This window comes from Bradyrhizobium sp. YCK136 (assembly GCF_044570075.1).
GTDB classification, from domain to species: Bacteria; Pseudomonadota; Alphaproteobacteria; order Rhizobiales; family Xanthobacteraceae; genus Bradyrhizobium; species Bradyrhizobium diazoefficiens.
Genome location: NZ_CP172424.1, coordinates 9,633,266 through 9,656,894, shown reverse-complemented (window position 1 = coordinate 9,656,894; position 23,629 = coordinate 9,633,266). Strand labels below are relative to the sequence as shown.

At 64.5% G+C, this 23,629-nt stretch carries 19 protein-coding genes; 6 read left to right on the top strand and 13 right to left on the bottom strand.

Annotated elements, in window-relative coordinates; translation table 11 throughout:
* Positions 1-332 precede the first annotated feature (332 nt).
* The 4 genes from fabA (at position 333) to ACFLEY_RS46650 (ending at position 5,181) form a co-directional block, all read left to right on the top strand.
* Positions 333-854 (top strand): bifunctional 3-hydroxydecanoyl-ACP dehydratase/trans-2-decenoyl-ACP isomerase, encoded by a 522-nt coding sequence (fabA, locus tag ACFLEY_RS46665; protein ID WP_011083591.1) that lies wholly within the window; start codon positions 333-335, stop codon positions 852-854.
* Positions 855-894: 40 nt separating this feature from the next.
* Positions 895-2,118, top strand: coding sequence for a beta-ketoacyl-ACP synthase I (gene fabB, locus ACFLEY_RS46660; RefSeq protein ID WP_060909547.1), 1,224 nt, complete (start codon positions 895-897; stop codon positions 2,116-2,118).
* Positions 2,119-2,253: 135 nt separating this feature from the next.
* Positions 2,254-3,051: an enoyl-ACP reductase FabI gene (gene fabI / locus ACFLEY_RS46655; protein WP_396604460.1), complete on the top strand. Its 798-nt coding sequence runs from the start codon at positions 2,254-2,256 to the stop codon at positions 3,049-3,051.
* Between the two features lie 192 nt (positions 3,052-3,243).
* Positions 3,244-5,181 carry an autotransporter outer membrane beta-barrel domain-containing protein gene (locus tag ACFLEY_RS46650; RefSeq protein WP_249162719.1) on the top strand — a complete coding sequence of 646 codons (1,938 nt, stop codon included), beginning with the start codon at positions 3,244-3,246 and terminating at the stop codon, positions 5,179-5,181.
* A 64-nt stretch (positions 5,182-5,245) separates the two neighbouring features.
* Here ACFLEY_RS46650 and ACFLEY_RS46645 read toward each other — a convergent pair whose 3' ends face one another.
* The 5 genes from ACFLEY_RS46645 to ACFLEY_RS46625 form a co-directional block, all read right to left on the bottom strand.
* A complete protein-coding gene (locus ACFLEY_RS46645) occupies positions 5,246-5,842 on the bottom strand; it encodes a glutathione S-transferase family protein (RefSeq protein WP_060909545.1) in 597 nt (198 codons plus the stop codon).
* A gap of 115 nt (positions 5,843-5,957) precedes the next feature.
* The gene (locus ACFLEY_RS46640; RefSeq protein WP_060909544.1) at positions 5,958-6,848 is read right to left on the bottom strand and encodes a hypothetical protein; all 891 of its coding nucleotides are present in this window, start codon (positions 6,846-6,848) and stop codon (positions 5,958-5,960) included.
* Between the two features lie 60 nt (positions 6,849-6,908).
* Positions 6,909-7,541, bottom strand: coding sequence for a hypothetical protein (locus tag ACFLEY_RS46635; RefSeq protein ID WP_396604459.1), 633 nt, complete (start codon positions 7,539-7,541; stop codon positions 6,909-6,911).
* 289 nt (positions 7,542-7,830) lie between these two features.
* Positions 7,831-8,292: a GNAT family N-acetyltransferase gene (locus tag ACFLEY_RS46630; RefSeq protein ID WP_060909542.1), complete on the bottom strand. Its 462-nt coding sequence runs from the start codon at positions 8,290-8,292 to the stop codon at positions 7,831-7,833.
* A 6-nt stretch (positions 8,293-8,298) separates the two neighbouring features.
* Positions 8,299-9,225: a hydrogen peroxide-inducible genes activator gene (locus ACFLEY_RS46625; RefSeq protein ID WP_011083599.1), complete on the bottom strand. Its 927-nt coding sequence runs from the start codon at positions 9,223-9,225 to the stop codon at positions 8,299-8,301.
* Positions 9,226-9,339: 114 nt separating this feature from the next.
* Between ACFLEY_RS46625 and katG the strand changes: the two genes are divergently transcribed.
* A complete protein-coding gene (katG, locus tag ACFLEY_RS46620) occupies positions 9,340-11,505 on the top strand; it encodes a catalase/peroxidase HPI (RefSeq protein WP_060909541.1) in 2,166 nt (721 codons plus the stop codon).
* A gap of 171 nt (positions 11,506-11,676) precedes the next feature.
* Here the strand turns inward: katG and pnp are convergent, their stop codons facing one another.
* The 8 genes from pnp to rimP all read right to left on the bottom strand — a co-directional run bounded on the left by pnp (position 11,677) and on the right by rimP (position 22,144).
* Positions 11,677-13,839 (bottom strand): polyribonucleotide nucleotidyltransferase, encoded by a 2,163-nt coding sequence (gene pnp, locus ACFLEY_RS46615; RefSeq protein ID WP_028172517.1) that lies wholly within the window; start codon positions 13,837-13,839, stop codon positions 11,677-11,679.
* 462 nt (positions 13,840-14,301) lie between these two features.
* Positions 14,302-14,571 (bottom strand): 30S ribosomal protein S15, encoded by a 270-nt coding sequence (rpsO, locus tag ACFLEY_RS46610; protein ID WP_011083602.1) that lies wholly within the window; start codon positions 14,569-14,571, stop codon positions 14,302-14,304.
* Between the two features lie 2 nt (positions 14,572-14,573).
* On the bottom strand, positions 14,574-15,692 hold the full coding sequence (gene truB, locus ACFLEY_RS46605) for a tRNA pseudouridine(55) synthase TruB (protein WP_028172518.1): 1,119 nt from the start codon (positions 15,690-15,692) through the stop codon (positions 14,574-14,576).
* Complete coding sequence (gene rbfA, locus ACFLEY_RS46600) at positions 15,689-16,135, bottom strand: 30S ribosome-binding factor RbfA (protein WP_060909540.1); 447 nt, start codon at positions 16,133-16,135, stop codon at positions 15,689-15,691. The genes truB and rbfA overlap by 4 nt, the downstream gene beginning before the upstream one ends.
* Before the next feature lie 153 nt (positions 16,136-16,288).
* Positions 16,289-18,997, bottom strand: a complete 2,709-nt coding sequence (infB, locus tag ACFLEY_RS46595; RefSeq protein WP_011083605.1) for a translation initiation factor IF-2 — start codon at positions 18,995-18,997, stop codon at positions 16,289-16,291.
* Between the two features lie 71 nt (positions 18,998-19,068).
* A complete protein-coding gene (locus ACFLEY_RS46590; protein WP_011083606.1) occupies positions 19,069-19,752 on the bottom strand; it encodes an RNA-binding protein in 684 nt (227 codons plus the stop codon).
* A gap of 23 nt (positions 19,753-19,775) precedes the next feature.
* Positions 19,776-21,386, bottom strand: a complete 1,611-nt coding sequence (nusA, locus tag ACFLEY_RS46585; RefSeq protein WP_060909539.1) for a transcription termination factor NusA — start codon at positions 21,384-21,386, stop codon at positions 19,776-19,778.
* A gap of 2 nt (positions 21,387-21,388) precedes the next feature.
* Positions 21,389-22,144, bottom strand: a complete 756-nt coding sequence (gene rimP / locus ACFLEY_RS46580; RefSeq protein ID WP_211433366.1) for a ribosome maturation factor RimP — start codon at positions 22,142-22,144, stop codon at positions 21,389-21,391.
* Between the two features lie 361 nt (positions 22,145-22,505).
* Between rimP and ACFLEY_RS46575 the strand changes: the two genes are divergently transcribed.
* Positions 22,506-23,588 carry a DUF2336 domain-containing protein gene (locus tag ACFLEY_RS46575; RefSeq protein WP_011083609.1) on the top strand — a complete coding sequence of 361 codons (1,083 nt, stop codon included), beginning with the start codon at positions 22,506-22,508 and terminating at the stop codon, positions 23,586-23,588.
* Positions 23,589-23,629 lie beyond the last annotated feature (41 nt).

The window sequence follows — 23,629 nt, the reverse complement described above, 5'->3', positions numbered from 1 at the left end:
CGTGAACAATAACTCCGTGCAATATAAGAACAGATAGATGCAGATGCAAGTTTCTCGCAACTAGAGAGGTTCTAATCGGAGTGGAACCGAGCGAGGAGCCCGTCATTTTACCTTCATGAGAGCGCTTTGCCACCGAAATGGCCTGTGTTAGAGAGCGCGCGGTTCCGCTTAGCCGATTTTGGTGCACCCGGGCATCGAGGCCCGGTCCGCAGTCCATCGGGGCTTGCGGGAGTTGCGCCTGACGATGGCAATTGGCGTTACTCTCCGACCGGGACGGGGCCCATTTTCGCCAAAAAACGTCGCTCAATCGGACTTTGAACAGAGGCACATGCATGCTGAACAGGCGCAACGGTTACGAATACGAAGATCTGCTGGCATGTGCCCGCGGCGAGATGTTCGGCCCGGGCAATGCCCAGCTGCCGCTGCCGCCGATGCTGATGTTCGACCGCATCACGGACATCAACGACAATGGCGGCGAATTCGGCAAGGGCCTGGTGCGCGCCGAGCTCGACGTGAAGCCCGACCTCTGGTTCTTCGGCTGCCATTTCAAGAACGATCCGGTGATGCCCGGCTGCCTCGGCCTCGATGCGCTGTGGCAAATGGTCGGTTTTTACCTGGGCTGGAGCGGCGGTGAAGGTCGCGGTCGCGCGCTTGGCCTGAACGAGCTGAAGTTCAGCGGCCAGGTGCTGCCCGAGGCCCGCAAGGTTGTGTACAACGTCGATATCAAGCGCGTGATGCGGGCAAAGCTCGTGCTCGGTATCGCCGACGGGTGGCTTTCGGTCGATGACCAGATTATCTATCGCGCGAAGGATCTGAAGGTCGGCCTGTTCAAGCAGGGCACGAGCCTGGGCTGAACGCATCACAAAGAAAGACAACGATTTAGGCGAGGCTGTCATGAGGCGGGTTGTGGTCACCGGGATGGGCATCGTCTCGTCCATCGGAAACAACACCCAGGAAGTGCTTGCGAGCCTCCACGAGGCGAAGTCGGGCATTTCGCGGGCTGAGAAATATGCCGAGCTCGGCTTCCGTTCGCAGGTGCAAGGTGCGCCGACGCTCGACCCTGCGACGGTCGTCGACCGCCGCGCGATGCGCTTCCTCGGCCAGGGCGCGGCCTGGAATCACATCGCGATGGAACAGGCGATCCAGGACTCCGGTCTGTCGCCCGAAGACGTCTCCAACATCCGCACCGGCATCATCATGGGCTCCGGCGGCCCCTCCGCCCGCACCATCGTCGAATCCGCCGACATCACCCGCACCAAGGGCCCGAAGCGCGTCGGACCGTTTGCAGTGCCGAAGGCGATGTCGTCCACGGCGTCCGCGACGCTCGCGACCTGGTTCAAGATCAAGGGCGTGAATTATTCGATCTCCTCGGCCTGTGCGACCTCGAACCATTGCGTAGGCAATGCCTATGAGACGATCCAGATCGGCAAGCAGGACATCATCTTCGCCGGCGGCTGCGAGGAGCTCGACTGGTCGCTGTCGGTGCTGTTCGACGCGATGGGCGCGATGTCGTCGAAGTACAACGACACGCCCGCGACCGCCTCGCGTCCCTACGACGTCAACCGCGACGGCTTCGTGATCGCCGGTGGCGCCGGCGTGCTGGTGTTGGAAGAGCTCGAGCATGCCAAGGCGCGCGGCGCGCGCATCTATGGCGAGATCGTCGGCTATGGCGCGACCTCGGACGGCTACGACATGGTCGCGCCGTCGGGCGAGGGCGCCGAGCGCTGCATGCGCATGGCGATGTCGACGGTGAAGACCAAGGTCGACTACATCAATCCGCACGCGACCTCGACGCCGGCAGGCGATCCGCCGGAAATCGAGGCGCTCCGCAAGGTGTTCGGCACCGGCGAGAAGTGCCCGCCGATCTCGGCGACCAAGGCGCTGACCGGCCATTCGCTGGGCGCGACCGGCGTCCAGGAGGCGATCTACTCGCTGCTGATGATGAACAACGGTTTCATCTGCGAGAGCGCGCACATCCAGGAGCTCGATCCCGTGTTCGCCGACATGCCGATCGTGCGCAAGCGCATCGACAACGTCAAAATCGGCACCGTGCTGTCGAACTCCTTCGGTTTCGGCGGCACCAACGCCACGCTGGTGTTCAGCCGGCTGGACGTGTGATCTCTGATTTTGTCATGCCCCGCGAAGGCGGGGCATCCAGTATGCCGCGGCTTCTCCATTTATCACGACGGTCTCTGGATACTGGATCGCCCGCCTGCGCGGGCGATGACGTCGAAAATAGGAGCGACGGCTGACATGGAAGGTTTGATGAAGGGCAAGCGCGGTCTGATCATGGGCATCGCCAATGATCATTCGATCGCGTGGGGCATGGCGAAGACGCTGCATGCCCATGGCGCCGAGCTTGCCTTCACCTTCCACGGCGAAGCCCTAGGCAAGCGAGTCAAGCCACTGGCGGAGCAGCTCGGCGTCGAACTGGTGCTGCCTTGCGACGTCGAGGACATCGCCAGTGTCGACGCGACCTTCGATGTGCTGCGCGAAAAATGGGGCAAGCTCGATTTCGTCATCCATGCGATCGGCTTCGCCGACAAGAACGAGCTGAAGGGCCGCTACGCCGACACCAGCCGCGAGAATTTTTCGCGCACCATGGTGATCTCCTGCTTCTCGTTCACGGAGGTCGCAAAACGTGCCGCCGAGCTGATGACGGAGGGCGGCAGCATGATCACGCTGACCTTCGGCGCCTCGGAGCGCGCGATGCCGAACTACAACGTGATGGGCGTGGCCAAGGCGGCGCTGGAAGCCTCCGTGCGCTACCTCGCCTCCGATTTCGGATCGCGCGGCATCCGCGTCAACGCGGTCTCCGCCGGTCCCATCCGCACGCTTGCCGGCTCGGGGATCGGTGAGGCGCGCGCGATGTTTGCCTTCATGCAAAAACACTCGCCGCTTCGCCGCGGCGTCACGCTCGACGAGCTCGGCGGTTCGGCGCTGTACCTGCTGTCGGATCTGTCCGGCGGCGTGACCGGCGAGATCCACTACGTCGATTCCGGCTACAACATCGTCCTGATGCCGAGGCCTGACGATCTGAAGTCGGAATAAAGCGTTCGCAGGCCGCTTGAGGCCGCGACCGTTTCCTCGCACCCCACGATCATGGGGCAGACTCGGCGATAGAAATAATGTTTGCTGCGCCCGGTGGCGCCGCGGGGTCGTATCCCGCGGTTCGGGAGAGTGGTCTTGCCGAGGATACGTGCGATCAGTCGCGTAGGCGTGCTGGCGTCTGTTGCCGGTGCGATGCTGGTTTGCGGCAGCTCCCGCGCCGTAGCGCAGTCGGCGATCTGGGATGCGACCCTCTCCAACACGAACTGGTACGTGCCGACAGCGCAGCTGCTGGCCTACGCCGCGCCCAAGACCGGCTTCTCCAATCCGATCCCGATCGGCGACCAGACGCTGTGGTCGCTGGCGACCGCGACCAACGGCGCCTTCACCGGAACGAGCGTGGCGCAGCTCAAGCTTGGTCCGGCGCTGCTGACCGATACCTCGACCATCCAGGGGTTCGTCACGACCGCGGGCCAGATCACGATGCTGTTCAAGCCGACCGCGGGCGGTGCGGTGACCGTCGGCCTCGGCCATATGCGAACCGTCAACGGCGTGACCGGCATGGAAATGCAGATGATCACGGGCGACAGCCTGCTGGTGACGCATTGGGCCTACATGCTTCCTTACGATCCCGCGACCTTCACGCCGCCGGCCTCGCAGGCCGTTCCGGCCAACTCCGTTCCACAATGGGCCTGGACATCGGGTACGCCGTGGCGGATCGTCAGCTCGACGCTGTTCGGCACGTCCGCGCCTGGTCGCTTCGTCATCACGAATTACCAGAACGGATACTTCTGGGGCGCCGGCATTGCGCCCGCGGGGAGCGGTGCTGCGAACTTCACGCTGCTGGGGTCGGTGACGCCGGAAGGCAACGTGCTCTTCAACACGCTCTCGAAGGGCACGCTCGCCAGCCTCTATGGCGCAGCTAGCGGCGACGCATCGGGCGCACAGATGCTGGTCAGCAGCTATGATCTCTCGGGCAACCCGACCGGCGGCATCGCCTATCTCTCCCTGGTGCGGCCCTATGCCGAAACGCTTCAGGCCCAGAACAACCGTGCGGGCCTAGGCGCGGCGGATATGCTCTATCGCCTGTCCGCGACGTCACTCGGCTGGACCGGCAGCATGGCGACCGGCTTCACCGCGCTCGACAATCTCAGCGGCTCCGGTCTCGTCAACGCCGTCAACCAGACCTTGCCTGTCCTCACCGGCGCGGCGTCGCAGGCGACCTATTCCACGCAACGCACATTTCAGCAGGCGATGACGGGGCGGCTGGACGACGTGCTCGGGCTGAACGCGGGCGCAACGCCTGAGCGGAATCTTTGGATGAAGCCGCTCGGCGGCGGTGTCCGGCAGGGCAGTGTGGATGGCGTCCCCGGCTATAACGCGTCCGGCGGCGGCATTGCCGTGGGCGCGGACACGACAATCTCCACGCGCGCGATGATCGGCGGCGTGTTCGCCTATTCGCATCAAACGATCACCGGCAGCGAGGATGCCGTCCCGAACCGGCTCGCCATCGATTCCTATCAGGCCGGACTCTACGGCGCCTATGCGCTCGGCCATGGCGTTCAGGTCGATGGCCAGCTCGACGGTGCGTTGAATGACAACGGCGAGAGCCGCTCGCTCACGTTCATCAACAATACGGCTGGCGCCGGCTATCGGTCCTATAGCGGGCACGCCGGTGCGGGTGTTCGCAAGCTGATCCCGCTCGAGCCTGGATTTGCGATCGCGCCGTCGCTGCGGCTGGACTATGGACAGGTTCGTTCGCCAGCCTATCAGGAAGGCGGCGCAGGCGGCTTCAGCCTCAATGTGGATTCGCAAACCTATCGCGAATTGACGCTGACGGCAGGGCTGAAGGGCGCCTACAGGATCGCGCAGCACGTCTATCTTACCGGCGATGTCGGCGTCGGCTACAACGCGCTGAATCAGGGACTTCAGATCAAGTCAGCGTTTGCCGGCGGCGGCGAGACCTTCACGACAGGCGGCCTTGCCCTGTCGCCGTGGATCTACTCGACCGCGCTGGGCATCGTCGCGGCCGACAACAACCGTTTCGATCTCGGCCTCCGCTATGGCCTCGCGGCGACATCCTCCGGATTGCTCCAGCAGTCCGGGCTCGCCGTCCTCAAGATCAGGCTTTGAGCCGGATTCTTGTTTTGTCGCGTTTTCTTTACGCGAACCGGCATCCACTTCGCTCGAAAACGCTCTAACCCGCCGCGATCTTCTCCGCGCGCTGGAACGCCGGCCGCGCCATGCAGCGCGCCAGATAGGCATCGAAGGCCGGGCGCGACGGCACCATCTTGAACAGGCGCACCGCGAAGTTCAGACCGGAGCCGACGGTGATGTCGGCGGCGGAAAACTCCTCGCCAAGAATCCACGGCCCCTTGGCGAGCGCAGCTTCCAGCACGTCGAACACCTGCGTCGCGCTGCCCCACGCCGCGGTCGAGGTCGGGATCTCGATCTTGGTGAAGATCTGGATGATGGCGGGCTCGATGCAGCCCGGCGAGAAGAACAGCCATTGCAGATAGCGCGCGCGGCGCGGATCGGTCACAGCGGGCGCAAGCTTGGTCTCGGGATAGCGGTCGGCGATATAGGCGCAGATCGCCGCGGCCTCGCCGAGCGCAGCGTCGCCGTCGCTGAGCGCCGGCACCTTGCCCATCGGGTTGATCTCTAGATAGTCGGGCGCCTTCTGCGCACCGGTCGAGATGTCGGTCAGTACGCGCTCATAGGGCAGGCCGCTCTCCTCCATCAGCCAGAGCGTCGTGAACGAGCGAGAACGGGGCGACCAGTAGAGCTTGATCATGGGGGGAACCTTTCATCGGCGGAAGGCCAACAGCGCGCAATTCATGCCGCGTTTGCCGTGTATCCGCAACGCAATACGCCTAGGCAGAAGGCAAGCGGCGCGAACGACATGTGGGTCAACGTTCCTTGGTGTCGCTTTGACGCGCTGCTGGTCGAACCCCGAGCATGAGCGGAAGCGTTTTGTCGAGGCTTTCCGCCAGCATGGCGCGCACGCCGTCGCGCAGTGCGGGATTGTCGGCGGCATCTTCAGGGCGCGTTGGAAACGATTCTGCGGGTAATTCGCGATAGGGGCCGCCGATTTGCCTCCCCAGAAGCCGCTGCACCACCAGGGAATGATGCACGTTGATCAGCGCAGAGCTCTGTCTGACAACGGAGAAGTCGCGCCCGTCAAAGATGCGGATAAACGCCAGGGCATAAAGATAGATGCGACGCCCTAGCACTACATCCTGGTTGAGGATGCCGAACCCGCGGACCGTATAGTTCGATGTCCCGATAGGGCTGATTGAATTGAGGATCTGAATGTAGTGCCGGCAATTCGTTCCTTTCGCGACCTCGCGCATGTATCCGGCCAGCTCCGCGTTGAGATCGCGGAACAGCCTGTCCTTCAATGTGTCCTTGGACTCATCGCGGGGAGGAAATTTCGCTGGGTTGTAGGAGATTCTCAGAACGGACACGCTGGCAGGGATCGCGGCGCGAGTCCGCGCGAAGATCAGATCGTTGAGCCCCCAGCCTGGGATCGGGACCACCATCGTCTTGTTCTGGAATACGGTGAGGCCGGTCGTCAGCACGGTGAACTCATCGCCGGTGGTGACCACGACACCGAAGTCGCACGAGCCGCCGGCCACGGGAGCGGGCTTGCCCGTCGCTTCACGCCGCGTGGTTATCTTGCCGATGGCTTGTTTGACGGTTGGTCGTGCCGTCTCCAATTGGGCTTGTGCCCGCGCCTGAGTTGAAAAACACCACAGGATGATCGCGACGACGAACAGCAGGGTCATGATGCTGAACACGGCTGTGTTCGCAAGCGCAGCGAAATTTGATTCTCTGGCGTGTCGCGTCGGCAAAGGCGCTTACTCTTCCTTTAGATAGCCCGGCAGGCCCCGGTCGAGCCTGTCGGTGATGAGCGCGCGCGTCCTCTCGCGCAGCGCCGCGCTGGCGGAAGCTGCCGCGGGTGGGTCGGGAAATAGCGAGTTGTCGAGCTTGTTGAGTGGGTCTTCGGTCAGTCGCAGACTCGCAGCGAAGTTGGCGCCGAAATTCACAAAGGGGCGCTTGATCTCCTCGTAGCTCCTTCCGTCGATCAGTGTGATCGCAACATTGGCGAAAAGATGCGAGTGACGGAGGATGCCGCCGACCCCCTGATTGTAAGTGCCGATGCCGTTTAGCGTCATATGCGAATTTGGCAGCTCCGCCTTGAACGTGGTTGCGACAAGATAGCGCTCGCAATTCGCATTCGCGGTGAAGCTTCGTACGATGTCCGGCAGACGCTCTCCGGGATCGCGGATCAGGATCGTTTTCGGATTATAGAAGGGCTCGAAGACGCCCTTGGGATAGGCGATCCTACGTACCCCGGGATCGTTATTCGTTGCCGCGCGCACCCGTGCGACGACGAGATCGTCGAGACCCCAGTCGATCGGGACCTCGCTTGCCTCAGCCTCGAAGATCGTAATGCCAAATTTCTGTACGGAGTAGCGATCTCCGATCACCGAGATCACACCGAGCCGACACGGGCCGCTCTCTGCCGCGACCGGCGGCTTCGCAGTCGGCTTGGCCTTCGGCGCCGCTTTCTTGGCAACCGGCTTTGCCTGTGGTGCGGACTGAGCGACGGGCGCTGTTGTTGCGGGAGGAGTTTGTGCGACTGCCGGGGTCAGAAGGGACAGGAGCGCGATCAGCGAGACAGCAATGCGAAGCATGGATTCCGGGAGCAGGGGTCATCGGTCCCGCCACACTAGGTGGGGATCGTGACAACCGCAAGCTGCATCCAGAGATCGTGGTCTATCCCGCAGCCGGCCGCTTCCAACGGTAATACTTCATCACGAACCCGTTCGACGGTTCGACCTCTTCCTTCTCAAACACAAAGCCTTCGCGCTCGTACCAGCGCCAGGCCTTTTCGTTTTCGCGCACACAGCGCAGGTACATCTCGTCAGGCATTTGCGTGCGCGTGAAGGCGAGCAGTTTTCGCCCGAGCGATTGCCCCTGAAAGGCGGGCCCGACAAAGAGCATATCGAGATAGAGTTTGGGCAGATGCAGTGCGAGCATCGCGGCGATGGCGCCGTTGTCGTCGGCGACGAACAGGCTCCAGCCGTTCTCGATCTCGCGCCTGATGCGTGCGCGCAGGTTTGCCAGCAGGAATTCACTCGCCTCGGCAAGCCCGGTCGAGACCCAGCTCTCCATCCAGACGCGGGCGATCTCGTCATATTCGTCCGCGCGGGCGGGGCGGATGACGGGTTGCGGCATCGGAAGTCAGGCCCGTTGGCTGCGCACGGATTGCCGTGCGCGCACCTTGCCGGCCGACAGGCACACCACCTCGGAAATCTGCAGCAGCTGCCGCGCCAGCGGGCTGGTCTTGCGCCAGACCATGCCGATGGTGCGCGAGGGCTGCGGGTCGCGAAAGCGCGTGAGCGAGACCGAGGCCGATCGCGTCTCCACCGGCACCGCCATCTCCGGGATCAAGGTGACACCGATGCCGGCGCTGACCATCTGGACCAGCGTCGACAGCGAATTCGCATCCAGCATCTCGCGCGGCGGCGCCGATTGCATGTTGCAGAACGACAGCGCCTGGTCGCGGAAGCAGTGTCCCTCCTCGAGCAGCAGGAGGCGCATCTCCCGCATCATCTCGCGCGAGGGCGCCGGCGTTCCCTCATCCGCGCCCGGCCGCACCAGCAGGAATTTCTCCTCGAACAGGGCAACCTCGGTGAGCGAGGGCTCGGACACCGGCAGCGCGACGATGGCGGTGTCGAGCCGGCCTTCGACCAGTTCCTGGATCAGCCGCGGCGTCATCGTCTCGCGCACGCGGATGTCGAGTTCCGGATGCATGCGCGTGAGATTCTTGGTGATCTTGGGCAGCAAATACGGCGCGATCGTCGGAATCATGCCGATGCGCAGTCGGCCGGCGAAGCGGTCCTGCGACGCCCGCGCGAAATCGCCGAGCTCATCGACCGAGCGCAGGATGTCGCGGACGCGGGGGGCGAGCTCTTCGCCGAACCGCGTCAGCGCGACCTGCCGGGCGGTGCGCTCCAGCAGCAGGCCGCCGAGCGCCTCCTCCAGTTCCTTGATCTGCATCGACAGGGCCGGCTGCGAGATCGAGCTCGCCTCCGCCGCGCGCCCGAAATGGCCGTGACGCGCCAGCGCGTCGAAATACCGGAGCTGGCGCATCGTCACGTTGACCATCAGAAAATCCTATCGCAGCGATCATTAAAGTCAACTTCCCCTGATGGAATGCGGGGCTTAGAGTGGTTCTACCTGGTCAAAGGCGCGAGTTCGACGCCACCAGAGGAGGTATTCATGGACGACACTTCAAAGTGCCCGTTTTCGGGTGGAAAACGCGTGCCGGCGAACCGCGATTGGTGGCCAACCCAGCTCAGCATCGAGATGCTGCACAAGAATTCCGGCCTGTCCGATCCGATGGGCAAGGAATTCGACTACGCCAAGGAATTCAAGACGCTCGACCTGAACGCGGTCATCAAGGACATGACCGCCCTGATGACGGACTCGCAGGAGTGGTGGCCCGCCGACTTCGGTCATTATGGCGGCCTGATGATCCGCATGGCCTGGCACAGCGCCGGCACCTACCGCATCACCGATGGCCGTGGCGGCGCCGGTGCCGGTCAGCAGCGCTTCGCGCCGCTCAACAGCTGGCCCGACAACGCCAACCTCGACAAGGCGCGCCGGCTGCTCTGGCCGATCAAGCAGAAATACGGCCGCAAGATCTCCTGGGCCGATTTGATGGTGCTCGCGGGCAATGTCGCGCTGGAGTCGATGGGCTTCAAGACGTTCGGTTTCGCCGGTGGCCGCGCCGACGTCTGGGAGCCGGAAGAGCTCTATTGGGGTCCCGAAGGCACCTGGCTGGGCGATGAGCGCTACAGCGGCGAACGCCAGCTCGCCGAGCCGCTCGGCGCGGTGCAGATGGGCCTCATCTACGTCAATCCGGAAGGCCCGAACGGCAAGCCGGACCCGATCGCCGCGGCAAAGGACATCCGCGAGACCTTCTTCCGCATGGCGATGAACGACGAGGAAACCGTCGCGCTGATCGCCGGCGGTCATACCTTCGGCAAGACCCATGGTGCGGGCGATCCGTCGCTGGTCGGACCGGAGCCGGAAGCGGGCGCGCTCGAGGATCAGGGTCTCGGCTGGAAGAGCAAGCACGCTTCGGGCCTGGCGGGCGACTCCATCACCAGCGGTCTCGAGGTGACGTGGACGACGACGCCGACGAAGTGGAGCAACAACTTCTTCGAGAACCTGTTCAAGTACGAATGGGAGCTGACGAAAAGCCCGGGCGGCGCGAACCAGTGGACGGCCAAGGGTGCCGAGGCGATCATTCCCGACGCCTTCGACAAGTCGAAGAAGCACCGGCCGACGATGCTGACCACCGACCTCTCGCTGCGCCTCGATCCGGCCTATGAGAAGATCTCGCGGCGCTTCCTGGAGAACCCGGATCAGTTCGCGGATGCATTCGCCCGCGCCTGGTTCAAGCTCACCCATCGCGACATGGGTCCGATCCAGCGCTATCTCGGCCCGCTGGTGCCGAAGGAGACGCTGATCTGGCAGGATCCGATCCCGGCCGTGAATCACGAGCTGGTCAGCGATCAGGACATCGCTGCGCTGAAGACGAAGATCCTGGCCTCGGGCCTCTCGGTGCCGGAGCTGGTCTCGACCGCATGGGCGTCGGCCTCGACGTTCCGCGGTTCGGACAAGCGCGGCGGCGCCAACGGCGCGCGCATCCGTCTCAGCCCGCAGAAGGACTGGGAGGTGAACCAGCCGGCTCAGCTCTCGAAGGTGCTCGGCAAGCTCGAGGCGATCCAGAAGGAGTTCAACGCCTCGGCCGGCGCGAAGAAGGTCTCGCTCGCCGACCTCATCGTCCTCGGCGGCACCGCTGCGGTCGAGAAGGCCGCGAAGGACGCCGGCGTCGACGTCAAGGTCGCGTTCACGCCGGGCCGCATGGATGCTTCGCAGGAACAGACCGATGCGGCTTCCTTCGCGCCGCTGGAGCCGCGCGCCGATGGCTTCCGCAACTACGTCGGCAAGCGGCAGCAGTTCCTGCAGCAGGAAGAAGCGCTCGTCGATCGCGCACAGCTTCTGAAGCTCACCGGACCCGAGTTGACCGTGCTGGTCGGCGGTCTGCGCGTGCTCGGTGCCAATGCGAACGGTTCGAAGCACGGCGTCCTCACCGCGAAGGTGGGTGCGTTGAGCAACGACTTCTTCGTCAACCTGCTCGACATGAGCACGCAGTGGGCGCCGGCGGCCGACGGCACCTACGAGGCTCGCGACCGCAAGACCAACGCGGTGAAGTGGACCGGCACGCGCGCCGATCTCATCTTCGGCGCGCACTCGCAGCTCCGCGCCTACGCCGAGGTCTATGCCACCTCGGACGCCAAGGAGCAGTTCGTGAAGGACTTCGCCAAGGCCTGGACCAAGGTGATGAACCTCGACCGGTTCGATCTCGCGGCGTAAGGCGGTGTTACACCTCTCCCGCTTGCGGGAGAGGTGGCGCCGAAGGCGCGGGCTCACCCCAGCCCTCTCCCGCAAGCGGGAGAGCGAGCGCAGCTCTCCCGGGCGAGCACGAACACAAACAAAAAGGGCGGCCTCTCGGCCGCCCTTCGTTTTTCTGGACTGGTGCGAGACTTACTCGCCGGCCGCTTCGCGCGGGGCCTTCTCGCCCTCGGCGGCCTTGTCCTTGGCCTCGAGGTCCTCGCCGGTGGTCTGGTCGACCACCTTCATCGACAGGCGGGTCTTGCCGCGGTCGTCGAAGCCGAGCAGCTTGACCTTGACCTTGTCGCCTTCCTTGACGACGTCGGAGGTCTTCTGCACGCGCGCCGAAGCGAGCTGGCTGATGTGGACGAGGCCGTCCTTGGAGCCGAAGAAGTTCACGAAGGCGCCGAACTCCATCACCTTGACGACGGTGCCGTCATAGATCTGGCCGACTTCGGGCTCGGACGCGATCGACTTGATCCACTTGATCGCGGCCTTCATCGCCTCGCCGTCGCTGGAGGCGACCTTCACGGTGCCGTCGTCCTCGATGTTGACCTTGGCGCCGGTCTTCTCGACGATCTCGCGGATCACCTTGCCGCCGGTGCCGATCACTTCGCGGATCTTGTCGGTCGGGATCTTGAAGGTCTCGATGCGCGGCGCGTATTCGCCGAGCTCGGCGCGGGCGTTGGTCAGCGCCTTGGCCATCTCGCCGAGGATGTGGATACGCCCATCCTTGGCCTGGCCGAGAGCCACCTTCATGATCTCCTCGGTGATGCCCTCGATCTTGATGTCCATCTGGAGCGAGGTGATGCCCGATTCCGTGCCGGCGACCTTGAAGTCCATGTCGCCGAGATGATCCTCGTCACCGAGGATGTCGGAGAGAACCGCAAAGCGCTTGTCTTCGAGGATCAGGCCCATCGCGATGCCCGCGGTCGGCCGCTTCAGCGGCACGCCTGCGTCCATCAGCGCGAGCGAGGCGCCGCAGACCGAAGCCATCGACGAGGAGCCGTTGGATTCGGTGATCTCGGAGACCACGCGGATCGTGTACGGAAACTCGTGATGCGGCGGCAGCACCGGATGGATCGCACGCCAGGCGAGCTTGCCATGGCCGATCTCGCGGCGCTTGGTGCCGCCGAGGCGGCCGGTCTCACCGACCGAATAGGGAGGGAAGTTGTAGTGCAGCAGGAACGTCTCTTTGTACGTTCCCGACAGCGCGTCGATGTACTGCTCGTCCTCGCCGGTGCCGAGCGTGGTCACGACCATCGCCTGGGTCTCGCCGCGGGTGAACAGCGCCGAGCCGTGGGCGCGCGGCAGCACGCCGACTTCGGCGATGATGTTGCGCACGGTCTTGGAGTCGCGGCCGTCGATGCGCTTGCCGGTGTCGAGGATGTTCCAGCGAACGATCTTGGCCTCGAGCTCCTTGAACACGCCGGCGATGCGCAGCTTGTCGTATTTCGGTTCCTGCCCTTCGGGGAAATAATGGGCGATCACCTTTTCCTTGACCTTGCCGACCGCGGCGTAGCGATCCTGCTTGACCGGAATGGCGTAGGCGGCGCGCAGTTCCTGCTCGACGAGGCCGAGCATTTCCTTCTCGAGCGCGGCATTGTCGATGACGGTGACTTCGCGCGGCTCCTTGGCGGCCTTCTCGGCGAGCTCGATGATCGCGTTGATCACCGGCTGGAAGTGGCGGTGACCGAACATCACCGCGCCGAGCATGATGTCTTCGTTAAGTTCCTTGGCTTCCGATTCCACCATCAGCACGGCGTCGGCCGTGCCGGCGACGACGAGGTCGAGCTGGGTGTCGACCATCTCGTCGAGCGTCGGGTTGAGAACGTATTCGTCATTGACGAAGCCGACGCGCGCGGCGCCGATCGGACCCTTGAAGGGAGCGCCCGACAGGGTCAGCGCAGCCGACGAGGCCACCAGCGCGACGATATCGGGATCGTTCTCCATGTCGTGCGACAGCACGGTGGCGATCACCTGGGTCTCGTTGCGCCAGCCGTCGACGAACAGCGGACGGATCGGGCGGTCGATCAGGCGGGAGACCAGCGTCTCCTTCTCGGTCGGACGGCCCTCACGCTTGAAATAGCCGCCGGGAATGCGGCCGGCGGCGTAGGTCTTCTCCTGGTAGTCGACGGTCAGCGGCAGGAAGTCGACGCCTTCGCGCGGCGCCTTCGCCGCGACGACGGTGGCGAGCACCACGGTCTCGCCATAGGTGGCGACGACGGCGCCGTCGGCCTGGCGGGCGATCTTGCCGGTTTCGAGCTTGAGAGGGCGTCCGCCCCAGTCGATCTCGACTGAATGCTTATTGAACATAGAGGTCTTCTTTCATGGGTTCTCGAAACAAGGGACGCTTCGAAAAACAAAAACCATGCGCAAGATTGCGGGACGCTGATCGGAGCGGATGATCAGCGTCCTGCGATCCTGCCATGGTTTTTGGATTTCGGATGGCGTCCATCCTTTCGGGTCATACGGGCGCCTTGCCCGTTGTGCCCAGCCGCCGGATTGCTGCTGGACTGTCAGTCGGCACGAACGCGAACACCGAACTGCGGTCTTCGCCGATCGTGCCCCGGATGCTGGCCGTCACTCGAGTATGATCCGGAAAAGTGCGAATCGGTTTTCCGAAAAGATCATGCTCAAACAACAATCCAAAATGCGATTCTTCGCGCTTTGGGCTCGCATCCGACGCGCACGCAGCCTCGATCAAAAACCTTTAAACAAACGCTTTCGTTCGAAACCACGCGCGAAAACGCGCGCCAGTGGCGCGCGCAGGAACACTTAACGACGAATGTTGTGCTTCTCGAGCAGTGCCTTGTAGCGCGCCTCGTCCCTCTTCTTGAGGTAGTCGAGGAGCGAGCGGCGGGTCGAGACCAGCTTCAAGAGACCGCGACGCGAATGGTTGTCCTTCACGTGGGTCTTGAAATGGCTGGTGAGGTTGTTGATGCGTTCCGACAGGATCGCGACCTGAACCTCGGGCGAGCCGGTATCGCCGGCCTTGGTGGCATTCGTCTTGATGACTTCCGCTTTGCGTTCTGCGGCAATCGACATCGTCAATTTCTCTCGTTGCGACCGGGGCTGGCAGTCAGGCCGGTCAGGTTGAACACACGCTTGGGGATGATTTCGCCATTGCCGACTTCGGCAAGCGCCAAAAGGCGGCCTGCCACCGTGACATAGACTGTGCCGCTACAAGTGGGCGCATCCCGTCCGCGCAACAAAACGGCCTGGCCCCGATGGAGCCTTGCCGCATCAGCCCGAGTGACGGCCAGCGCCGGGATGTCGTCCAGCGCGGTCTCAACGGGCAAAAGCGCGTCGGCGAGGCTGCCCTCGCCGGACGCGGCTCTATCGCACAAAGCCTCCAACTGATCCAGCGGAATCATGTCGTTTTCGCCAAATGGGCCGACCAGGGTCCGCCGCAGCGCGCAGATATGGCCATAAGTGCCGAGAATCCGGCCCATATCGCGGGCCAGCGCGCGGACATAGGTGCCCTTGCCGCATTCGGCCTCGAACACGGCCCGGTCGTTATCCGGTTGATCCACAAGGGTTAATCGGTGAATCTCGACCGGGCGGGGAGCCAGCTCCACGACCTCGCCGTCGCGGGCGAGGTCATAGGCGCGCTCGCCCTGGATCTTGATCGCGGAATAGCGCGGCGGGATCTGCTCGATCACCCCGGTGAAGCGGGGCAACAGCGCCAGGATGGCCTCCCGGGTCGGGCGCAGCTCGGAGGTCGCGGTCACCCGGCCCTCGATGTCGTCGGTGTCGCGCTCCTCGCCCCAGCACACGGTGAACTGGTAGCGCTTGCGGCCGTCCATGACGAAGGGAACCGTCTTGGTGGCTTCGCCGAGCGCAATCGGCAGGCCGCCGGAAGCGAGCGGATCGAGCGTGCCGGCGTGGCCGGCGCGCTTGGCGTTGAACAGGCGCTTGAGCACGGCGACGGCCTGCGTCGAGGTCATGCCGATCGGCTTGTCGAGCACGACCCAGCCATGGACGTCGCGGCGGTCGCGGCGAACCTGGTTGCCCTTCTGCTGCTTGGCGCGGGGATCGTTGTTGACGCGGCGCGGCTCCTGGTGCGGCTGGGAATTGCCGCCCATGTCTGCAAAATTATTTTTCTGCACGTCGCGCTGATCGGCCTGTTCGCCGCCGATCGTGCCGTGAGCCGGGTCCATCGTCATTGCTCTTCTTCCCGATCCGAATCCGGATTCTGTTCCAGATTCTTGTCCAAGTCCTTCTGCACCGCAGGTGTTCGCAAAAGCTTCTCGATCCGTTCCGCTTCGTCGAATCGCTCGTCGACGCGGAAGCGAACGTCAGGTGCAAATTTCAGGTTAACGCGCCGCGCGACTTCGCCGCGCAGGAATTTCTTGTTGCGCTCGAGCGCAGCGATGACGATCTCGGTGTCGCGGCCACCGAGCGGCATCACGTAGATTGTCGCGAGCTTCAGGTCGGGGGACATCCGCACCTCCGGCACGGTGACGATGTGACCTTCGAGGTCCGCATCATGCACGTTGCCTTGCGCCAGAATCTCGGCCATCGCATGGCGAACCTGCTCGCCGACGCGCAACTGGCGCTGCGAGCCTCCGCCGGACGCGGAACTTTTTTTCTGGTGGTGGCGCGGCATTCTGGAAATCACCTCGTCGTGCCCGCGTTTGGGACACGAGCATTGTCATTTGTCCGTTGAAACGAAGAGGCGCGGATGGTCGGAAAAAATCCGGCCATCTCACTCCCGCTATTTCAGCTCAAAAAGATCCGGGCGCTTCGGTAAGATTTGGACTTACAGGGAGCGCTGGATCGTCTCCACGCGATAACACTCGATCACGTCACCGGCACGCATGTCGTGATAGTTCTCGAAGGCCATGCCGCATTCCTGACCGGACTGGACTTCCTTCACTTCGTCCTTGAAGCGCTTCAGCGTCGACAGCTTGCCTTCGTGCACGACGACGTTGTCGCGGATCAGGCGCACATTGGCGCCGCGTTCCACGGTGCCGTCGGTGACGCGGCAGCCGGCGACCTTGCCGACCTTGGAGATGTTGAAGATCTCCAGGATCGCGGCATTGCCCAGCATGGTCTCGCGCAAGGTCGGCGCGAGCAGGCCGCTCATCGCCTTCTTCACGTCGTCCACGAGGTCGTAGATGATGTTGTAGTAGCGGATCTCGATGCCGTTGCGCTTGGCGGCCGCAGCGGCTTCCTTGTTGGCTCGAACCGAGAAGCCGATGATCGCGGCGTTGAAGCCTTCCGCGAGCGTCACGTCCGACTCCGAAATACCGCCGACGCCGGCATGCAGGATGCGGGCGGCGACTTCGTCGGTGCCGAGCTTCTCCAGCGAGCCGAGGATCGCTTCCAGCGAGCCCTGCACGTCGGCCTTGATGATCAGCGGGAATTCCTTGCGGCCCGCCGTCTTCAGCTGCGACATCATCTGCTCGAGCGAGCCGCGCATGCCGGAGATCGAGGCTGCCGCGTTCTCGCGCTTCTGGTGCGCGCGGTAGCTCGTGACCTGGCGGGCGCGGGCTTCGTTCTCGACGACGGCGAGGCGATCGCCGGCTTCCGGCGGACCGTTGAAGCCGAGCACCTCGACCGGCACCGACGGACCTGCTTCCTGCACCGTCTCGCCCTGGTCCGAGATCAGCGCGCGGACGCGGCCCATCTCGGCGCCGGCAACGATGATGTCGCCGACACGGAGCGTGCCGCGCTGAACCAGCACGGTCGCGACCGGGCCACGGCCGCGGTCGAGCTTGGCCTCGATCACGGTGCCTTCGGCCGGACGCTCCGAATTGGTCTTCAGGTCGAGGATATCGGCCTGGAGCGCGATCATTTCGAGCAGCTTGTCGAGATTGGTCTTGTTCTTGGCGGACACCTCGACGTCGACGACGTCGCCGCCGAAGGATTCCACCTGCACTTCGTGCTGGAGCAGCTCGGTGCGCACGCGCTCGGGCTTGGCATCGGGCTTGTCGATCTTGTTGATGGCAACGATGATCGGCACCCGCGCCGCCTTGGCGTGGTTGATGGCTTCGACGGTCTGCGGCATCACGCCGTCATCGGCCGCGACCACCAGCACGACGATGTCGGTGACCTTGGCGCCGCGGGCGCGCATCGCGGTGAACGCGGCGTGGCCGGGCGTGTCGATGAAGGTGATCTTCTTGCCGCTTTCGGGCGATACCACCTGATAGGCGCCGATATGCTGGGTGATGCCGCCGGCTTCGCCGGAGACCACGTTGGCATGTCGGAGCGCGTCGAGCAGCGAGGTCTTGCCGTGGTCGACGTGACCCATCACGGTCACCACGGGCGAACGCGTCTCGGTGTCGGTGGAATCGTCGACCTGGTCGAACAGGCCTTCTTCAACGTCGGACGCGGCGACGCGCTTGACGGTGTGACCGAGCTCTTCGGCGATCAGCTGCGCGGTGTCGGCGTCGATCACGTCGGTGATCTTGTGCATCGCGCCCTGCTTCATCAGCATGCGGATGACGTCGACCGCGCGCTCGGCCATGCGGTTGGCGAGCTCCTGGATCGTGATCGCTTCCGGAATGATCACCTCGCGGATGAGCTTTTCCTTCGGCTCGTTCGAGGCATGGCCCTTCAGACGCTGGGTGCGGCGGCGGAACGAGGCGATCGAGCGCTCGCGCACCTCGTCGGCGTTGAGCGCGGTGACCACCGTGAGACGGCCGCGCTCTTTCTGCGGGCCGGGCTTGTGAGTGGTCTTGGGAGGCGGCGCGGGACGCGCGGCGCCGCCGGGACCGCGACGGATCTGGCGCGGCGCCTCGTCCTCGTCCGGCTCGGCCGCAACTGCGGGGCCGCGACCTGCCGGTGCACCCGGACGCTGCGCGGTCGTCGTTGCAGGACGCGCGGTCGTTGTTCCCGGGCGGGTCGTCGTGGTTCCGGGCCGTGCCGCGGGCGCACCGGGGCGCGGTGCGGGTGCGGCCGGCGCTGCGGTCGCGGGACGCGCGGCCGAAGCCGGCTGCTCGCCCTCGCCAAAACGCTTCTTGGCCTCGGTCTCGGCCTTCCGCTTGGCTTCGTCCTCGTGGCGATGGCGCTCGTCCTCGGCCTTGCGGCGGGCTTCGGCGGCTTCGCGCTCGGCGCGTTCGGCGGCCTCGCGGACGGCGCGGCGCTGGGCCTCTTCCTCGGCCTGGCGGCGTTCCTCGACTTCGCGCAGCTTGGCATCGGCCAGCGCGCTGGCACGGGCCGAACGCTCGTCCTCGGTCAGGGTGCGCAGCACCACGCCGGAACCGGCATTGCGCGGCGGGGCGGGCGGCGGAGCCGGGCGCGACGGGGCAGGCGCGGCGGGCGCCGGCTTTGCGGTCACCTCGGGCGCGTGCGGCTCGGGACCGTCGCCAATACGGCGCTTGCCGCGCTTCTCGACCACGACTTGCTTGCTCCGGCCGTGGCTGAAGCTCTGGCGCACGGTGCCCGTTTCGACGCGCGGCTTGAGCGATAGCGTCTTGCTCGGAACGCTCAGCTTCTTGTCGCCAGGGGTCTTGGTATCAACCATTCAGCAGTCCTAATCCTGATCTTGTTGTCGTTGTGCGTTGCCGCACAGTCATGTCGGTTGGTCGTTGTCTCTCAGAAATCCTGGCCGCGCTTTTCGGCAGTCTTGTCATCGTCCGCCATCCGGTATCGGACCAGCATCTGGCTACGTGACAGGAATGACCTGCTCGCCGGGCCCGCGAGCAGCGCAGCATGTATCACATTTGACCGGGTCAGTGCCAAATCCAATTCTATCGATTTCAGTCCGGTCACGACGGGAATCTGCGGCTTGGCGCCGCGATTTCCGGCATTTTGACGCGCCAGCATGTCCAATTTGCGGATTCCGTCCGCGGCCCCGTCGCTGGCGTGGATCAGGACCTCGACCGTGCCTTCCCGAAGCGCGCTCTCGACCTTGCCGAAGCCGGCCACGACCTGGCCCGCCTTGGCGGCAATCCCAAGGGCTTCCGTCACGCTCCGGACCAGGAGCGCCTCGATGTCGGCGGGAAGCGTCTGAGGGGTGCGCAGCTCGCGCTTGAAGGCCTTGCTAAATTGGTGACGCCGCACCGCTTCCGCAACCACCTCGCGCGAGGCGGTGATCCACATGCCGCGTCCGGGCAGCTTGCGCTTGAGATCGGGAACTATGTGCCCTTCCGGCGAGACGACGAAACGGATCAGCTCGTCGATCGGCCGGACCTCGCGGCTGACCGCGCACATCCGCATGGTCGCGGACCTTTCGGTCCGCGGCCCATGGTCGAGATCGTGGTCAGTATCTGCGAGCATCCGGGCGACATTCTCCTTCGTCCTTAAGCCGGCTGATCTTCGCTCGCCTCAGCCTCTTCGGCGGGCTTGGCGAGATCGGCCTCGGTGATCCAGCCGGCCTTGACGCGGGCCTGCATGATCATCGCTTCGGCATCGTCACGGGAAATGTCGATACCGTCGAGCGCACCCGGATATTTGGTGGTTTCGCCACCTTCCTTGCGCTCGGTCCAGCCGACCAGGTCGTCGGTGGCGCAGCCGGCGAGGTCGTCGACGGTCTTGATGTCGTTCTCGCCGAACTTGACCAGCATCTTCGAGGTGACGCCGGGCACGTCCTTGAGAGCGTCCTCGACGCCGAGTTCCACCCGCTTGGCCTCAAGCTCGGCTTCCTGTTGCTCGAGATATTCGCGGGCGCGGTTCTGGAGCTCCTGCGCGGTCTCCTCGTCAAAACCCTCGATGCCGGCGAGCTCCTTGATGTCCACCATGGCGAGTTCCTCGACCGAGGTGAAGCCTTCGGACGCCAGCAGCTGGCCGACCACTTCGTCGACGTTGAGCGATTCCATGAAGACGCGGGTGGAGTTCTCGAAGTCGGCCTGGCGGCGCTCCGATTCCTCCTGCTCGGTCAGGATGTCGATATCCCAGCCGGTGAGCTGCGAGGCCAGGCGCACGTTCTGGCCACGGCGGCCGATCGCCAGCGAGAGCTGGTTGTTGGTATCGGGCACCACGACCTCGATGCGCTCGCGGTCTTCGTCGATGACGACCTTGGAGACTTCGGCCGGCGCCAGCGCGTTGACCACGAAGGTCGCGATGTCGGGCGACCAGGGAATGATGTCGATCTTCTCGCCCTGCAATTCGTTCACCACGGCCTGCACGCGCGAGCCGCGCATGCCGACGCAGGCGCCGACCGGATCGACCGAGGAATCGCGGGAAATCACGCCGATTTTCGCACGCGAGCCCGGATCGCGGGCAACCGCCTTGATCTCGACGATGCCATCGTAGATCTCCGGCACTTCCTGCGCGAACAGCTTCGCCATGAACTGCGGATGGGTGCGGGAGAGGAAGATCTGCGGGCCGCGGGTCTCGCGGCGGACGTCGAAGATATAGGCGCGGACGCGGTCGCCGTTGCGGAACACTTCGCGCGGCAGCATCTCGTCGCGGCGGATGATGGCTTCACCGCGGCCGAGATCGACGATCACGCTGCCATATTCGACGCGCTTGACGACGCCGTTGACGATGTCGCCGATGCGGTCCTTGAATTCCTGATATTGCCGGTCGCGCTCGGCCTCGCGCACCTTCTGCACGATCACCTGCTTGGCCGACTGCGCAGCGATGCGGCCATATTCGAGCGGCGGCAGGGTGTCGGCGATGGTGTCACCGACCTGGGCGCCGGGATTGGCGCGCTGCGCATCCACCAGCGAAATCTGGTTGGAGTGGTTTTCGACCTTCTCGACCACCAGCATGTGGCGCGACAGCCGCAGCTCGCCCTTCTTCGGGTCGATCTCGGCGTGAACGTCAGTTTCGCTGCCGTAACGGGCCCGCGCCGCCTTGGCGATGGCGTCCTCCATCGCCGCGATGACGATGCCGCGGTCGATCGATTTCTCGCGCGCGACGGCATCGGCGATCTGGAGCAGTTCAAGTCGATTGGCGCTGACTGCCATGGCTAGTCTCCTTCGTCAGGCTCGATCTCGCCGCGCCGCGCGCGTTCGGCGGCCAGGCGATGTTTCTTCGTATTGGTCGGTGCCGGCTTCTTCTTCGGCTTGGTGTTCTTGGTCGTTTTTTCGCTGATTTTCGCGTGAGGCGCAGCCGGCGGCTCCAGGCCGAGATTGCGGCGCATCTCGCGCGCCGCGGCCTTGCCACGGCGCATCGATTCCGCGATCAGCTCGTCGGTCAGTACCAGCCGGGCCTCGCTGATGTCCTCCATCGTCAGGAGAACGTTGCGTTCCTCGCCCGCCTTGACGTCGTCGCGCTGCAGATGCACGCGGTCGCCTTCGACAGCGCCGATCATGCCGCGGAACCGCTTCCGCCCCTCATGGGCGACCGCCATCTCGACCTTCACCAGATGTCCGGCATAGCGCTCGAAATCGGAACGCCGCACCAGGGGGCGATCGATCCCCGGCGAGGAGATTTCCAGCCGATAGGCGCGATCGATGGGGTCGGCGACGTCGAGCACGGGCGACAGCGCCCGCGAGATTGCCTCGCAATCCTCGATCTGCATCGAGCCGTCCGGGCGCTCGGCCATGATCTGCACGGTGCAGCCGGCCTCGCCGGAAATGCGGATCCGCACCAGGCGGTAGCCCATGCCCTGGAGCACGGAACCTGCCACCGCGGACACCCGTGCCGCGACGCCCGGCTCGACCACGAGCCTCGGCTCGGCCAGCAACTCGGCATCCGTGGAACCAGCGGTCGGTTCGGTCATATCCAGGGTCAAGGCGCTCGATGGTTAAGGCTTGGTTACGATTTCAAAGCCCGCTTCGGAACTCTCCCGGCAGCTCGCCGGGCCGCATCTTCCGCCAAGCCGCGCTCAGGTAATAAAAAAGAGCGGGTCCTTTCGGGCCCACTCTCACTACGCGGATCGTATGAGAAGATGAATTGGCGCTGATATAGCCCTTTCCACCCTCGCGGACAAGGCCCATCGCAGGGCAGGCGAGGCTTTTTGCGCCTTTCCAACGGCCCCCCGCGCAACGCTTCCTTCATCAACGAGGCCTAAATTCCCTGATCGTGGGGCGACTTGGACCAAGGGCGCACCCGCGGCGTGCCCTGTACGAGTTTGCGTTTTCATGACCGTTGCCACGTCGCTCATTCCCGGACTGGACGATATCGTCAAACGCGGCGACCCCCGGCGCCGTGGCGAGATCGCGCGTGCCATCGCCGAGCTGTTCTTCCAGGATCCCGCCAAGCTCCGTCCCGAGCTCATCGATCTCTTCGACGATCTCCTGATCGATCTCGTCCCGCATGCCGAGCTCGCCTCGCGCGTCGATCTCGCCGAGCGCTTCTCGCGCCTGGACAACGCGCCGCGGCACCTGGTGAACCAGTTCGCGCGTGAAAACGAGATCATGGTGGCGGCCCCTGTGTTGCGCCGCTCGCCCGTGCTCGACGAAGCGGCGCTGGTCGAGATCGCGCGGCTGAAGGGCCAGGGTCATCTGCTGGCGATGACGGAGCGTCCCGCCCTGTCGTCTGTCGTCACCGACGTACTGGTCGAGCGCGGCGATCGCGACGTCGTGCGTCGCGCCGCAGGCAATGCCGGTGCGATGTTCTCACCCGGCGGCTATTCCGAGCTGATCAAGCGTGCCGCGCAGGACGGCGTGCTGACGCTCAAGATCGGCCAGCGCAACGATCTTTCGGGCGAGCACCTGAAAGAGCTGCTCAACGGCACGCTCGACGTCATTCGCCGCCGTCTCTCCAGCGTGGTCAATCCCGTGCGCCAGGTCGAGATCAAGCGCGCCATGGCGGCCATCGAGGAGGCCGCGCTGCCGCCCGGGCCGCGGCGCGATTTCACGGCGGCACAGCGCACGGTGCTCGGCTTGCATCGCGAGGGCCATCTCGGCGAGAGCGCGCTGCTCGGCTTTGCCAAGGCAAACAAATACGAGGAAGCGATCGCCTCGCTCTCGGCGATGTCCGGCGTCCGCCTCTCGATCCTCGACCGCCTGATCGCGGGCGACCGCTACGATCCGATTCTGATCCTGGGGCGCGTGCTCAATCTCGGCTGGCCCACGGTGCGCGCGCTCATCCTGCTCTGGTACGGTCCGCATCGCACGCCGGCCGATGCCGACATCGAGGCCGCCCGCATGAACTTCACGCGCCTGATGCCGACGACGGCGGAACGCGTCGTGAATTTCTGGCGCAACCGGCAGACGATCTGAAGTTACTGTGTTGGTCATTCCGGGGCGATGCGAAGCATCGA

What these genes read in the sequence shown, in the direction of transcription:
- ACFLEY_RS46575 (WP_011083609.1), top strand. Translation starts at nt 22,506, where the DNA reads ATGACCGTTGCCACGTCGCTCATTCCCGGACTGGACGATATCGTCAAA.
- infB (WP_011083605.1), bottom strand. Translation starts at nt 18,997, where the DNA reads ATGGTTGATACCAAGACCCCTGGCGACAAGAAGCTGAGCGTTCCGAGC.
- rpsO (WP_011083602.1), bottom strand. Translation starts at nt 14,571, where the DNA reads ATGTCGATTGCCGCAGAACGCAAAGCGGAAGTCATCAAGACGAATGCC.
- rimP (WP_211433366.1), bottom strand. Translation starts at nt 22,144, where the DNA reads ATGACCGAACCGACCGCTGGTTCCACGGATGCCGAGTTGCTGGCCGAG.
- rbfA (WP_060909540.1), bottom strand. Translation starts at nt 16,135, where the DNA reads ATGCCGCGCCACCACCAGAAAAAAAGTTCCGCGTCCGGCGGAGGCTCG.
- fabB (WP_060909547.1), top strand. Translation starts at nt 895, where the DNA reads ATGAGGCGGGTTGTGGTCACCGGGATGGGCATCGTCTCGTCCATCGGA.
- ACFLEY_RS46625 (WP_011083599.1), bottom strand. Translation starts at nt 9,225, where the DNA reads ATGGTCAACGTGACGATGCGCCAGCTCCGGTATTTCGACGCGCTGGCG.
- truB (WP_028172518.1), bottom strand. Translation starts at nt 15,692, where the DNA reads ATGACGATGGACCCGGCTCACGGCACGATCGGCGGCGAACAGGCCGAT.
- ACFLEY_RS46590 (WP_011083606.1), bottom strand. Translation starts at nt 19,752, where the DNA reads ATGCTCGCAGATACTGACCACGATCTCGACCATGGGCCGCGGACCGAA.
- pnp (WP_028172517.1), bottom strand. Translation starts at nt 13,839, where the DNA reads ATGTTCAATAAGCATTCAGTCGAGATCGACTGGGGCGGACGCCCTCTC.
- katG (WP_060909541.1), top strand. Translation starts at nt 9,340, where the DNA reads ATGGACGACACTTCAAAGTGCCCGTTTTCGGGTGGAAAACGCGTGCCG.
- fabA (WP_011083591.1), top strand. Translation starts at nt 333, where the DNA reads ATGCTGAACAGGCGCAACGGTTACGAATACGAAGATCTGCTGGCATGT.
- ACFLEY_RS46630 (WP_060909542.1), bottom strand. Translation starts at nt 8,292, where the DNA reads ATGCCGCAACCCGTCATCCGCCCCGCCCGCGCGGACGAATATGACGAG.
- ACFLEY_RS46645 (WP_060909545.1), bottom strand. Translation starts at nt 5,842, where the DNA reads ATGATCAAGCTCTACTGGTCGCCCCGTTCTCGCTCGTTCACGACGCTC.
- fabI (WP_396604460.1), top strand. Translation starts at nt 2,254, where the DNA reads ATGGAAGGTTTGATGAAGGGCAAGCGCGGTCTGATCATGGGCATCGCC.
- nusA (WP_060909539.1), bottom strand. Translation starts at nt 21,386, where the DNA reads ATGGCAGTCAGCGCCAATCGACTTGAACTGCTCCAGATCGCCGATGCC.
- ACFLEY_RS46650 (WP_249162719.1), top strand. Translation starts at nt 3,244, where the DNA reads ATGCTGGTTTGCGGCAGCTCCCGCGCCGTAGCGCAGTCGGCGATCTGG.